Below are 12,384 nucleotides of genomic sequence, written 5' to 3' on the forward strand. Positions count from 1 at the left end.
TCAGCCCCCGATCGCGCTCATCGGGCGCGCCGGCTGCAGGAAGGTCGGGTCGTCGATGCCGTGCCCGGCCTGCTTGCCGAGCATCGCGGCCACCCACGCGTCCGCGATCTCCCCGTCGCTCGCGCCGCCCCGGAGCAGCGGCTTGAGATCGGTCTCCTCCGCCGCGAACAGGCAGGTGCGGATCTGGCCGTCCGCGGTGAGGCGCACCCGATCGCAGTCGCCGCAGAAGGGTCGCGTCACGGAGGCGATGACGCCCACCGTCGCCGGGCCACCGTCGACCAGGAAGCGCTCGGCGGGCGCACTGCCGCGCGGCTCCCCGTCGGGCGTGAGGGTGAACTCGCGGCGCAGCTCGGCGAGGATCTGCTCCGCCGTGATCATGGTGCTCCGGTCCCAGGTGTGGTCGGCGTCGAGCGGCATGTGCTCGATGATCCGCAGCTCGTAGCCGGCGTCGAGGCACAGGCGCAGCAGCGGTCGCGCGTCGCCGAGCCGCCCAGGGCCGAGCACGGCGTTGACCTTGACCGGGGTCAGCCCGGCCTCCGCGGCGGCCCGCAGGCCGGCCAGGGCGTCGTCGAGGCGGTCGCGCCGGGTGACCTTCGCGTACTCCTGGCGGTCGACCGTGTCGAGGGAGACGTTCACCCGGTCCAGGCCGGCCCCGGCGAGTTTCGCCGCGTGCCGGGCCAGGGACAGCCCGTTCGTGGTCAGGGAGATCTCGGGCCGCGGTTCGAGAGTGGCGGCGTGCGCGATGATCCGGTCGAGGTCGGCCCGTAGTAGGGGCTCGCCGCCCGTGAATCGGATCTCGGTGATTCCGAGGTCCCGGACGCCGATCGCGATGAGCCGGTCGATCTCCGGCCCCGTCAGGACGTGCTCGTTCGCCAGCCAGGGCAGGCCCTCGGCGGGCATGCAGTACGTGCACCGCAGATTGCACCGGTCGGTGAGGGAGACCCGCAGGTCGCGGGCGACCCGCCCGTAGCGATCGACCAGCGGTTTCACGGCCGTTCCTCGCCGTCTCCGACGCGGCCGCCGGCGATCACCGCGACGATCCCCACCAGGAAGCCGACCGGCGCCAGCGGCGTCAACGCGTACACCCAGGTGGGGGCGGTGGCGCCGCCCGCGAGGAGCGGCGTGAGGAACAGGGCGCCGACCGCGATCAGCCCGATCGCGAAGAGTGCGATCGAGACGGAGACGGCGACGGAAACCAACTTGCCCACACGTCTAGACTAGCTTCAGTGCGTCCCGCAGTTCGCGGGGCGCGTTTTGTTGTTCTTGAGAGCAGAGCGGGTGACGAGAGTGCCTACCGGCAAGGTCAAGTGGTACGACGCGGATAAGGGTTTCGGCTTCCTCTCCCAGGAGGGCGGGGAGGACGTATACGTCCGCGCGTCGGCGCTGCCCGACGGTGCTGACGGCCTGCGGCAGGGCCAGCGGGTCGAGTTCAGCATGGCCGCGGGGCGCCGCGGTCCCCAGGCGCTGACGGTGACGGTGCTCGAGCCCGCACCGTCGGTCTCGCGGGGCGCGGCGGCGGCCGGTGCGCAGCGCGGCCGCCGGCCTGCGGCGAACCGTCGGCCCGCGGAGGACCTGAACGTGCTGATCGAGGACATGATCCAGCTCCTCGACGTGGGCGTGCAGCCCGAGCTGCGCAAGGGCCGCTACCCGGACCGCAAGGCGTCGGAGCAGATCGCCAAGGTGCTGCGGGAGATCGCGCGCGAGCTGGATTCGTAGTCGGTCCGCTGCGTCGCGTCGCCGGGCGTCGGGGCGGTGGTCGACGGGTGGTGGCTCACGGCGGTGGCTGAGGCCGTCGTCGTTCGGAAAAGGTCATGCGTGGGACGCATACCTCCTGAACGTGCAGGTCAAATCATGTTTTGGCGGCGGGGTCATGCGTGCCGCGCATACCCCGCTGGACCGGCGCGAACGCAGCGGGCCGCGTGGTCCGACTCGGCGCGGTCAAGCCGGGCGCTCCGCTGCAACTGCATGGATAGGTCCCCGCATACCGGCGGAACCGGCGTCGCTCACGTCCCCCTCGCGGGTATCCCCTCGCCACGCCGTCGTCCCCCGCGCGGCGCCGAAAGGCGGCTCGCGCGTTCGCTCCCCTGCCAGAAGCCGCTCGACTGGTGGGGGACCGGCTGACCCCCACGCGGCGCCGATTCCCCCACCGCACGCCAGATGTCCCCCACCACAAGCCGATTCCCCTGTGGCGCGGCGTCGGGGACCGGCTGACCCCCGCGCGACGTTCCGTCCCCCAGTGAAAGCCAGCGAGTGCAGGGGGGAGAGCGGCGGCTAGCGCTTCTGGACCAGTGCGTAGTCCTTCGGCGTGGTGTCGATGCCCCAGACCGCCTGGGCGATGAGGTTGCCCGCGGCGTCCTGATACTGCGACGGGACGTTGATCTCGACGGCGGCGACCCACAGGTCCGCGGTGGACTTGAGCACCAGCGTCGCCTCGGCGGGATCGACGTGGGTGATCGTGTCGAGCCGCGCCTCACCGCGCCGGGCGTCGTACCGCTGGACCGTGAGGAACCACGGGCGGCCGGTGATGTACTCGGGCAGCGAGATCACGATCGCCTGGCCGAACTCGACGGGCAGCTTGACCGGGCGCTGCGGCACGTCGCAGGTCGCCGCCTGCACGTTGGTGCAGAACTGCATCGGCGCGACGTCGAGCAGCGTCGTCCCGACGGTGGCCTGCAGCGTGGGACGCGGCGCGGGCCGATCCCGCTTGTCCAGGGCCGCGACGAAGGTGAAGGCGAACAGCACGGCCACCGCCACGAGGTAGGCCGCTCCGACGAGGAGCAGTTTCGGGCTGGGCTTGATCATCGAGGAACCCCGTTCATCGTGCGTGCGCGTTCGTAGGTGGGACGTGCTCGGGGCGTTTGCCGCCGAAGTTGGGGATCAGCGAGCCGCCGCGGTAGGTGAGGATCGTCTGCACGGTGCCCGCGACCATGATCGCGGCGACGGTGGCGAAGCCGATCCACAGCGTGGGCGGGAGCAGCACGCCGAGTGCGGCGCCGCCGACCCAGCCGAGCTGCAGCGCCGTCTCCGAGCGGCCGAACGCGGAGGCGCGGGATTCGTCGGGCAGGTCGTCCTGGATGGCGGCGTCGAGCGAGACCTTGCCCAGCGCGGAGACGCCGGACGCGACGAAGGTGACGGCCGCGACCACGACGAGGTTGCCGAAGACGGCGGCGACGATCGCGCCGACGGTGGCGGCCACGGTCGCCTGCACGACGATGCGGGCCGGTCGTGGAAGTTGCAGCCGCGCGCCGATCCCGTTGCCGATGAAGTTGCCGATGCCCGCGGCGGCGCCGACGGCCCCGATCATCATCAGCGATTGGGACGCGGAGCCGCCGGACGCCTGCTGCGCTTTGCTGTAGAAGGCGATGTAGAGGGTGAGGAAGCCGGTGAGCACGCGGATCGTCGTGTTGCCCCACAGCCCGGTCACGACGCTCCGGCCGAGCGGTGCCCGCAGGTTCTTGAACGCGGCGCCCAGTTTCGCGCGTCCGCTCTCGTCCTGCCCGGCGGCACGCGCGTCCTGGCCGGCGGCGCGGGCCATCGCGCCGGTGTACGAGAGGGTGGTCGGCACCTCGCCGGAGGTGTTCTCGACCCACTTGGGGATGCGCATGCACGCCGCGGCGCCGGCCACGGCGAAGACCATCAGCGCGTACATGCCGCCCGGGATGTGCAGCATCCGGCTGAGCCCGAATTCGGCGCCGGAGGCGATCGCGCCGCCCACGCCCGAGCCCACCACCAGGCCGAACAGCGTCAGCCGGGAGTTCACCCGGGCCAGGTCGATCGACGGTGGCAGCACGCGCGGCACCACCGCGGATTTGAGCACCGAGAAGGATTTGCTCATCACCATCATCCCGAGCGCACAGGGGTAGAGCACCCAGGGATCGAAGTTGACGGTGTTCGCGATGGGGTCGTAGGTGCAGTTCGTGATGAGCAGCACCCCGAGCACCACCCGGATCACGAAGGACGCCGCGAGCGCCATCCGCCGGCCGTGCTGGATCCGGTCCAGCAGCGGTCCCATGAACGGCGCGATGATCGCGAAGGGGGCGATGTTCACCAGGAGGTACAGCGCGACCTTCGACTTGGACTCGGCCTGCGCCGCCGCGAAGAAGAGGGTGTTCGCCAGCGCGACCGTCATGGCCGCGTCGACGGCGTTGTTGAGGATCACCGGGTAGGTGAGTGCGGTGAGGCCGGACTTGTCGGCCCCGTCGGCCGTGGTGGCCTGGCGCCACTTGGCGATCCCGGCCTCGGTGATCTCCCGCCCGCGCATGGCCGCCACCCGGGTGACGGTGATCTTGCGCGGCATCCGCCGCCGCTCCTCCTCGGCCGTGCGCCGCTGGGACGCGGTCGGGGTGTCGTGGAGTGGTGGTAGGTGGTGATTGGAGGTGTACTGCGGAGGCGTCGACGGTGCCCCTCTGGAGGTGTGCGGCAGTGGCCCCGACCGGCGCCGGGGCTCGTCGGGGGGATACTGCTGTTGCCCCGGATGACTGCTCACGCCGACCATTGTTCCGCATCGGCGACGGTGCCGTCCGCAGGGGCGTGTGCCGCCCCCTTGTACCCCGCGCGCCCGGCATCCGGCACAATCGGTGGGGTGAGTTCCGCATTGCAGACGGCCGCCGCGGTCGACCTCGCGCGCGCCGTGCTGGAAGCCGAGGAGGGCGCCCGGGTGGGCGCGCACGTCGCCACGGTCGTCGAGGACGAGTTCGCGGTGGCCCACTACTTCGAGGCCGACCTGCCCGCGTACCGCGGCTGGCAGTGGTGCGCCGTGATCGCGGCCACGCCCGGCGGCGAGCTGACGGTCTCCGAGACCGCGCTGCTGCCCGGCCCCGGCTCGCTGACCGCGCCCGAGTGGGTGCCCTGGGAGGAGCGCATCCGCGCCGGGGACCTGGCCCCCGGGGACGTGCTGCCGCCCCGCGAGCACGACGTGCGGATCGAGCCCGGCCACGTCCTCTCGGGTGACCCGGCGGTCGACGAGGTGGCCGGCGAGATCGGTGTGAACCTCGAGCGCGTGATGTCGCGGATCGGCCGGCTCGACGCCGCCGAGCGGTGGCGCGCGGGCGACTACGGTCCGGATTCCGAGATGGCCCGCGCCACCCGCTACCACTGCGGTGACTGCGCCTTCTTCCTCCCGCTGGCCGGCTCGCTGGGCGCGGCGTTCGGGGTGTGCGGCAACGAGTTCTCCGCCGACGGGCACGTCGTGCACGCGCACTACGGGTGCGGCGCGCACTCGTCGGTGACGGCACCGTCGGGCCAGGGGAGCCCCGCCTACGAGCCCTACGACGACGGTGCCGTGGAGAAGGTCCCTGTCGAGCAGGGCTGAGCCGGATCCGTTCGGGACCGCGGCGCTGCGGGCGGCGGTGCTGACCGGCTGGAGCGATTCGCCCACCCGCGCCGCCGAGGACCTCGCCGCCGAGCGGGACCTGGTCACGGTCGGCTACCGCGACCGGCTGGCGGTGGAGTTGGCGCAGAACGCCGCCGACGCCGCGACCGCCGCCGGGATCGACGGTGAGCTAGCCGTCTGGGCCGAGCCCGACGGTGTGCACGTCGCCAACACCGGCGCGCCCCTCTCCAAAGCCGGGGTCGTCTCCCTCGCCGCGCTGCGCGTCTCCCCGAAGTCCGACGGTGCCTCCGTCGGCCGGTTCGGGGTCGGCTTCTCCGCGGTCCTGACGGTGACCGACCACGTCCAGGTGCGGTCGGCGCGGGGCGGCATCGAGTTCTCCGCGGACCGGACGTGCGCGGATTCCGGGCGGGACGAGGCCGCGGCGATGCGGCTGCCCTACCCGGTCGCGACGCCGCCGCGCGAGGGCTTCGCGACGGAGGTGGTGCTCGTCGGCGCCGATCCCGCGCTACTCGCCGAGTTCGCCGAACAGGCCCAGGACCTGCTGCTCGACCTGCCCGCGCTCGCGGCGGTCACCGTCGACGGCGTGCGGGTGGAGCGCCCGGCACTGGTCACCGGGCGCGGACCGCACGCACGCTGGGTGATCGGCGCCGACGCGCGGTTCCTGCACGCCCCCACCCGCACCGACGAGCCCCTGACGCTGCCGGTGCGGGTGACCGCCGACCTCCCGACCACGCCGGACCGGCGTCACCTGCACCCCGACGCCGATGTCGCGCTCGCCGCGCGGGGGTACGCCGCCTTCGTCGCCGCCCAGCCCGATCCGATGCCGCTGCTCCCGCCGCGCCGGCCCGTGGCCGGTCGCGTCGACGCGCTGCTGCGGGAGGCGGTCGAGGCCGAGTTGCGCGGGCACGCCTGGGTGCCCGGGCCCGACGGTGCCCGGCTGCGCCCGGACCGTGCCGCCGTCCTGCCCGGGCTGACCGACGAGCTGTACGCGCTGCTCGCCGAGCACCTGCCGCTGGTGCCGCCCGCGTCGTCCTCGGCGCCGGACGCGGCGCGGCTGGTCGCCCTCGGCGCCCGCGAGCTGACGGCCGCCGACCTCGCCGACGCCGCCCCGCGGGACCGCGAACCCGACTGGTACGCGCGGCTGTACGCCGCGCTCGACGCCGCACGCCTGCCGGTGGACGATCTCGGGGCGCTGCCCGTGCCGCTCGCGGACGGCCGCGTGGTGACCGGCGCGCGCGGTGCATCCCTGGTCGCGGGCGAGGCCGCCGCGCTGGCGCTGGTCACGTGGGCGCGGATCGTGCACCCCGCGGCGCAGCATCCGCTGCTGGAGCGGACGGGTGCGCGGCGGCTGAGCCCCGTCGATCTGCTCGGCGATCCCGCACTCCGCGAAGCGGTCGGCGCCGTGGACTGGGAGGCGGGACCGTCCGACGAGGACGTCGAACTCACCGAGGCCGTGCTGGGCCTGCTCGGCGACGCGGGCACCGTCGGGCCGACCTTCCTGGGGGCGCTCCCGGTCCCGGGGGACGACGGTGCCCTGTACCCCGCGGACGAGCTGCTCGCCGCCGCCGCGCCGCTGCGGGAGGCCCTGGGGGAGGAGCACCCGTACGGCACCGTCGACCCGGAGTTCGAGGCCCGGTTCCCGGCGGAGGCGCTGCGGGCGATCGGCGTCGGCTGGTCCTTCGGCGTGCTGCGCGAGCCGCTGCCGACCGAACCGGATCCCACGCTCGACGGCGCCGAACAGTGGTGGGCGCAGCTGCCGTCCGAGCCCGACGAGCTGGTCGCCGTGCGCGACCTGGACCTGGTCGAGCACTGGGAGCCGGCGTACGCGTTGCTGGCGGAACTGCCCGGCGTGCTGGACGATCCGGACGGTTACACCGCGTGGTGGCTGCACACCCGCACGGAGCTCGGGCGCCTGCGGTCGCCGGATGATGCGACCTTCGAGGGCCTGCTCGACCCGTTCCCTCACCCGGCCGCCCCGCGGCTGCGGGCGGCGCTGCTGCACGCCGTGCGCACCGACGAGGACGCCCAGGTGGTGGCCGACGCGCTCGCCGATCCCGCGCGCACGCCCTCCGCGGCGGTCGTGATCGCGGCGCACCGGGCGATCGCCGGGCACCGTCTGGCTGCCTTGCCGGCGCGCGTGCGCACGGTCGACGGGACCGTCGTGGACGCCGACGACGCGGCCGTGCTGGACGTTCCGCACGCGCGGTTCACCTCGGGAGCGCTCGTCTTCGGCGGACTGGACGTGGCCGCCGCCCTCGCCGACACCCTGGACCTGCCGCTCGCGGGCGCGGAGCCGGTCGAGATCGTCGGCGCCGGAGCGCGCTTCGCCCGCGGCGCGCATCCCGGCGTGACCCTGGCGCAGGCCCTCGGTGAACTCCCCGACGCCGCGCAGGTGCACGTGCACGACGAGCTCGTGGTCGTGGCCGGCGGGGTCGAGCGGCGCGTCCCGTACGTCGTCGTCGACGGTGCGCTGCACGTACAGTCGAACGGGTGGTGATCGACGGCGACATGTGGCCCAACCCCGTCGACCGGGCTGCGCTCGACTGGATGCTCTCGATCCGCGGGGAGCCGCTGACCACCGCGGTGCGCGCGGTCACGACGGTCGGGAACACCGCGTCCATGTGGGCGATCGGCATCGCCGGGTTCCTCTACCTGCTGTACCGGCGGCGACCGGAGTGGGCGCTGTACTGCGGCGTGACCCAGCTGTTCGGGCTCGGGCTGATGGTCGCACTCAAGCATCTCTTCGGGCGGGAGCGGCCGCCCTTCCCGCCGCGGCTCGTGGTGATCTCCTCGGAGAGCTTCCCCTCGGGCCACGCGCTGAACTCGATGGTGGTCTTCGGGACCTTCGCCGTGACCGCCTACGCCCTCACCGGCCGACGGTGGCCGCTCGTGGCGGCGCTGCTCGGCACGGTCGCGATCGGGCTGAGCCGGGTGTATCTGGCCGCGCACTGGCTGCTCGACGTGCTGGCGGGCTGGGCGATCGGCGCGGCCGTGGTCGCCGCGGGGCTGGTGGTGCTGCGCCTCATAGGAGGCCGCGCTGCGCTCCCCGGTCGCCGCGCAGGGCCGCCCTCCGCTGCAGCGTGAGGACGGTGGCGCCGAGCACGCCGACACCGACGCCGCAGGCGCACACGATCCACGCCTCGCCGAAGCTCTCCCGTGCGACGAGTGCGATCGCGAATAGCAGTGCGAATAAGGCCGTTCCGGCGATCACGACCGGACGGGGCTCGGTGAATCCGCGGGGAAGGGCAGGTGCCGAGACGGCATCGTCGGACTCGCTTCCTTGAAGGCTCACACGTTCTCCCGGGGTTCATGCACCGAAAACAATCAGGCAGATGTAGTCTAGCGCCGTGACTGACAATGACGATCGGCTCGCCGGCGAACTCTCGCTGGCCACCGTGCGGTTCGCCCGCCACTTGCGCGGGCGGCGTCGTGATTCGCTCGTCTCCCTGACGCAGCTCTCGGCGCTCAACGCACTGGCGAACGACGGGCCGCTCACACCGGGGCAACTCGCCGCGCGGGAACGGGTACAGCCGCCGTCCATGACGCGGGTGATCGCCTCCCTCGCCGACCTGGGGCTGGTCCGCCGGGCCCCGCACCCCACGGACGGTCGCCAGGTGATCGTCAGCTTGTCCGACCAGGGCGAACAGCTCATCACCGGCGAGGCGGCCGCGCGTGAGGCGTGGCTGCGCGGCAAGCTCGGCGAGCTCACGCCGGCACAGCGCGAGACTTTGGACGAGGCGGTCGGTATTCTCAACGGCCTCATCGCGTCGGAGGAAAAGCAGGCCTGATTCACGCACGGAGATCGGAAGGCCCTATCGGATTGATTCCGATAGGGCCGTTCTTTTTCTCATCTCATTGGAAAATTCATGGGACGAATCAAGCGGGTCTGCGTTTAGAACATGGCGCGGCTCGATATTAGGCTGGTGAGGTGCACGGGCCACCGATTCATCCGATTCGCGACGCCGACGACCCGCGGCTGGACGACTTCCGCGACCTCTCGACCGCCGACCGGCGGCCGGACCTGGCGCGCGGCGTCGTGCTGGCCGAGGGCGTGCCCGTCGTGGAGCGGATGCTCGCCTCGCGGTTCGCGCCGCACGCGATCATGGGGGTCGAATCGAAGCTGGCCCGGCTGGAGGGTCGCGCCCCCGAGGTGCCGCGCTACCTCGTGACCGCGGAGCTCATGGCCCGGGTCGTGGGCTTCCACCTCAACCGCGGCGTGCTGGCCGCGGCGCGCCGTCCGGAGCCGCTGGCAGCGGAGGAGCTGCTCGACGGGGCCCGCACCGTCGTCGTGATCGAGGGCGTGAACGACCACGAGAACCTGGGCTCGATCTTCCGCAACGGCGCGGGCCTGAGCGCCGACGCCGTGCTCTTCGGCCCCCGCTGCTCCGATCCGCTGTACCGGCGCGCGGTGCGGGTGTCGATGGGACACGTGCTGCTCGTGCCCTTCGCGCATCTGCCGGCCGCGGGGTGGCCGGAGAGCGGGCTCGGGCTTCTCGCGGAGCACGGGTTCCGGACGGTGGCGCTGACCCCGTCGGGGGAGTCGACGGTGGCGGAGGCGGTGGCGGATCCCGGGCGGGTGGCCTACCTGGTGGGTGCCGAGGGGCCGGGTCTGGCGCCGGAGACGATGGCCGCGGCGGACGTGCGTGCGCGGATCCCGATGTCGCGCGGGACCGATTCACTCAATGTGGCCACCGCGGCGGCCCTCGCGCTCTACGAGCGCACCCGCGCGTGAACCGGCCCCGCGTCACGCCCGGGATCACGGGCGCCGCGGTCGCGGTGGTCGTGGCGCTGCTCGCCGGCGGCGTGCTGTCGGGGATGTTCGTGGCGGTGATGGCGCAGAACACCTGGCTGGGGCTCGCGCTCCTCGCACTGGGGACCGCGGGCGCGGTGCCGGTGTTGTCGGCCTACCGCCGGCGGCCGGTGGCGCGGTGGTTCTGCGCGGGATTCGCGGGGGCCGTCGTGATCGCCTGGTCCGCGGCCGTCGCGGCGCTCGCCGGTGGTCTGGTGTGAGACCCGCCGGAAAACTTAGGACTACTATCTGATCTGTGCCCAGTGTCTTCGTCTCCCTGCGAACGAGGAACTACCGGCTCTGGGCCGGCGGGCAATCCGTGAGCCTCGTGGGCACCTGGATGCAGCGGGTCGCCGAGGACTGGCTAGTGCTCGAGCTCGCGCACGGCCGCGGCTGGGTGCTCGGCGTGGTGATGGCGCTGCAGTTCGGGCCGACGCTGCTCCTGTCCGCCTGGGCGGGACTGCTGGCGGACCGCTACGACAAGCGGCGGGTACTCATGCTCACGCAGACCGCCGCCGCCCTGTGCGCCGCGGCGCTGGGCGCGCTGACCCTCGCGGGCGTGGTCGCGCTGTGGCACGTCTTCGTGCTCGCCTTCGTCTTCGGTTGCGTGGCCGCCGTCGCCGGGCCCTTCCGGCAGGCCTTCACCATCGAGATGGTCGGGCCGGACCTGCTGCCCAACGCGATCGGCCTGAACTCCATGGTCTTCAACGCCGCGCGCATCGTGGGCCCGGCCATCGCCGGGCTGCTCATCGCGGTCGTCGGCACGGGATGGGTGTTCGCGGTCAACGCGGTCTTCACCGGGGCGATCGTGGTGGCACTCGCCGCGATGCGGACGGGCGAGCTCTTCCCCGCCCCGCCGGTGCCCCGGGCCCGAGGCCAGTTGCGGGCGGGCTTCGCCTATGTCCGGCGGCGGCGCGAGCTGGTGCTGGTGATCGTCGCGGTCTTCTTCGTCTCCACCTTCGGCATCAACTTCCCGCTGGCGCTCTCCTTGCTCGCGCGCCAGGGCTTCGGGCTCGGCGCCGACGCCTACGGCCTGCTGTCGACGATGCTCGCCGTCGGCACGCTCGGCGGTGCGCTGATCGCGGCGAAGCGCACCGGCATGGCCGCGCTCCGGACCGCGCTGGTCGGCGGGTGCGCCTTCGGCGTGATCCAGGTCGTGGCCGGGGTGACGCCGTGGTTCTGGGCGGTCGCGGTGCTGTTGGTCCTCGTGGGCCTGCTGCAGATGTCCTTCACGACCTCCGCCATGAGCATCGTGCAGCTGTCGGTGGACCCCGAGTTCCGCGGCCGGGTGATGGGCATCTACATGCTCGCCTTCCTCGGCGGCACGCCGCTGGGCGCCCCGCTGCTCGGCGCGATCGCCGACGTGACCACGCCCGCCGCGCCGCTGCTCGTGGGCGGTGCGGTCTCCGCTGTCACCTGCGCGGTGTGCGGTGCGTACGCGCTGCGCCGCCTAGTCGCCGGCCGCAGCGCCCCGCCGCGGCCCTGAACCGGTCAGAAACCGAAGAAGCTGCGGACTTTGCCGCGGTCCTCGTGGTCCGCGTCCGGAGACTGATCGACTGGCGCCTGCTCGGCCGGGGGCTGCGGGGCACCGTCGGGACCGGGGGCCTGCGCCTGCTGCGGGATCTGCTCGGGCAGGCCGGCGGCGGGGACGAAGTCGATGACCTGGATCCGGGCGGGGTCGAGGTCCGTCGGGGCGAGTGGATGCGTGTACCGGAAGCCGAGGATCTCACGGTTGGCCTGCTCAGCGAACTCCATCGGGTGGAAGGGCAGGGCGCGGGGGTCCGGGGTGACGCCCTCGGCGTAGGTGAGCGGGTGCTGCCCGGCCCAGAACGGGCCCTCGAAGAGCTCGGGCAGGCCCTCGTCCTCGAGGATGTCGACGGGGTGCGCCGCGAAGGACCGCTTCTGCACCCCGTCGGTGCGCAGGGCGAACCCGCCGACGGCGCGCTCGGGGTCGGTGAGCAGGAGGAACGCGCGGTGCGCGGGCACCAGGTTCCACCACCACTCGTCGAGCCCCGAGGGCCGGTCGACCCGCAGGCCCTCGTGGCTCACCACGGTGAGCCCGCCCCAGGCGGCCACGTAGACGTGGCCCGGCAGCGGGGTGGCGGCACGCGCGAGGGACTCGGGCCGGCCCAGGACGGGGCCGCCGAGCACCCGCTCGGCGACCGCGCGGGAGGCGGCCTCGTCGGGCCGCCCGACGATCGCCAGGATGCCCTTCGGCTCGGCCACGTCGATGAACCAGAGCGTCGAAGCTGAAGCGCCCACG

General features: G+C 73.2%; 14 protein-coding genes. 8 read left to right on the forward strand and 6 right to left on the reverse strand.

Annotation, left to right across the window (positions count from 1 at the left end; all coding sequences use genetic code 11):
• Positions 1 to 990, reverse strand: coding sequence for a GTP 3',8-cyclase MoaA (moaA, locus tag AC21LY_RS12695; RefSeq protein ID WP_489046846.1), 990 nt, complete (start codon positions 988 to 990; stop codon positions 1 to 3).
• Positions 987 to 1,208 carry a hypothetical protein gene (locus AC21LY_RS12700; RefSeq protein ID WP_489046848.1) on the reverse strand — a complete coding sequence of 74 codons (222 nt, stop codon included), beginning with the start codon at positions 1,206 to 1,208 and terminating at the stop codon, positions 987 to 989. The genes moaA and AC21LY_RS12700 overlap by 4 nt, the downstream gene beginning before the upstream one ends.
• 79 nt (positions 1,209 to 1,287) lie before the next feature.
• Between AC21LY_RS12700 and AC21LY_RS12705 the strand changes: the two genes are divergently transcribed.
• On the forward strand, positions 1,288 to 1,716 hold the full coding sequence (locus tag AC21LY_RS12705; protein WP_489047147.1) for a cold-shock protein: 429 nt from the start codon (positions 1,288 to 1,290) through the stop codon (positions 1,714 to 1,716).
• 555 nt (positions 1,717 to 2,271) lie between these two features.
• Here AC21LY_RS12705 and AC21LY_RS12710 read toward each other — a convergent pair.
• Both AC21LY_RS12710 and AC21LY_RS12715 read right to left on the reverse strand, forming a co-directional pair.
• Positions 2,272 to 2,802 carry a DUF2771 family protein gene (locus AC21LY_RS12710; protein ID WP_489046849.1) on the reverse strand — a complete coding sequence of 177 codons (531 nt, stop codon included), beginning with the start codon at positions 2,800 to 2,802 and terminating at the stop codon, positions 2,272 to 2,274.
• A 13-nt stretch (positions 2,803 to 2,815) separates the two neighbouring features.
• On the reverse strand, positions 2,816 to 4,297 hold the full coding sequence (locus AC21LY_RS12715; protein WP_489046850.1) for an MFS transporter: 1,482 nt from the start codon (positions 4,295 to 4,297) through the stop codon (positions 2,816 to 2,818).
• Between the two features lie 285 nt (positions 4,298 to 4,582).
• Here AC21LY_RS12715 and AC21LY_RS12720 point away from each other — a divergent pair, with 285 nt between their 5' ends.
• From AC21LY_RS12720 to AC21LY_RS12730, 3 genes are read left to right on the forward strand one after another with little or no spacing between them, the layout of a single operon-like run.
• Positions 4,583 to 5,311: a DUF3027 domain-containing protein gene (locus tag AC21LY_RS12720; RefSeq protein ID WP_489046851.1), complete on the forward strand. Its 729-nt coding sequence runs from the start codon at positions 4,583 to 4,585 to the stop codon at positions 5,309 to 5,311.
• Entirely contained in the window at positions 5,277 to 7,829 is a 2,553-nt protein-coding gene (locus AC21LY_RS12725) for a sacsin N-terminal ATP-binding-like domain-containing protein (RefSeq protein WP_489046852.1), read from the forward strand. The genes AC21LY_RS12720 and AC21LY_RS12725 overlap by 35 nt, the downstream gene beginning before the upstream one ends.
• Positions 7,823 to 8,416: a phosphatase PAP2 family protein gene (locus AC21LY_RS12730; protein WP_489046853.1), complete on the forward strand. Its 594-nt coding sequence runs from the start codon at positions 7,823 to 7,825 to the stop codon at positions 8,414 to 8,416. Before AC21LY_RS12725 ends, AC21LY_RS12730 begins: the two co-directional genes overlap by 7 nt.
• Here the strand turns inward: AC21LY_RS12730 and AC21LY_RS12735 are convergent.
• Positions 8,355 to 8,624 (reverse strand): DUF2530 domain-containing protein, encoded by a 270-nt coding sequence (locus AC21LY_RS12735; protein ID WP_489046854.1) that lies wholly within the window; start codon positions 8,622 to 8,624, stop codon positions 8,355 to 8,357. The two genes, AC21LY_RS12730 and AC21LY_RS12735, sit on opposite strands and share 62 nt — an antisense overlap.
• Before the next feature lie 55 nt (positions 8,625 to 8,679).
• Between AC21LY_RS12735 and AC21LY_RS12740 the strand changes: the two genes are divergently transcribed.
• The 4 genes from AC21LY_RS12740 to AC21LY_RS12755 all read left to right on the forward strand — a co-directional run bounded on the left by AC21LY_RS12740 (position 8,680) and on the right by AC21LY_RS12755 (position 11,607).
• On the forward strand, positions 8,680 to 9,120 hold the full coding sequence (locus AC21LY_RS12740; RefSeq protein ID WP_489046855.1) for a MarR family winged helix-turn-helix transcriptional regulator: 441 nt from the start codon (positions 8,680 to 8,682) through the stop codon (positions 9,118 to 9,120).
• Positions 9,121 to 9,260: 140 nt separating this feature from the next.
• A complete protein-coding gene (locus tag AC21LY_RS12745) occupies positions 9,261 to 10,064 on the forward strand; it encodes a TrmH family RNA methyltransferase (RefSeq protein WP_489046856.1) in 804 nt (267 codons plus the stop codon).
• A complete protein-coding gene (locus tag AC21LY_RS12750) occupies positions 10,061 to 10,342 on the forward strand; it encodes a DUF2537 domain-containing protein (protein WP_489046858.1) in 282 nt (93 codons plus the stop codon). Before AC21LY_RS12745 ends, AC21LY_RS12750 begins: the two co-directional genes overlap by 4 nt.
• Positions 10,343 to 10,377: 35 nt before the next feature.
• The gene (locus AC21LY_RS12755; protein ID WP_489046859.1) at positions 10,378 to 11,607 is read left to right on the forward strand and encodes an MFS transporter; all 1,230 of its coding nucleotides are present in this window, start codon (positions 10,378 to 10,380) and stop codon (positions 11,605 to 11,607) included.
• Between the two features lie 5 nt (positions 11,608 to 11,612).
• On the opposite strand, the gene AC21LY_RS12760 is transcribed toward AC21LY_RS12755, so the two are convergent.
• The gene (locus tag AC21LY_RS12760; protein WP_489046860.1) at positions 11,613 to 12,383 is read right to left on the reverse strand and encodes a DUF6928 family protein; all 771 of its coding nucleotides are present in this window, start codon (positions 12,381 to 12,383) and stop codon (positions 11,613 to 11,615) included.
• Position 12,384: the final 1 nt, after the last annotated feature.

The sequence above is a fragment of the Tsukamurella sp. II2bb genome (assembly GCF_057815145.1).

Coding starts and splice junctions, on each gene's coding strand:
- AC21LY_RS12710 (WP_489046849.1), bottom strand. CDS start 2,802: ATGATCAAGCCCAGCCCGAAACTGCTCCTCGTCGGAGCGGCCTACCTC.
- AC21LY_RS12715 (WP_489046850.1), bottom strand. CDS start 4,297: ATGCCGCGCAAGATCACCGTCACCCGGGTGGCGGCCATGCGCGGGCGG.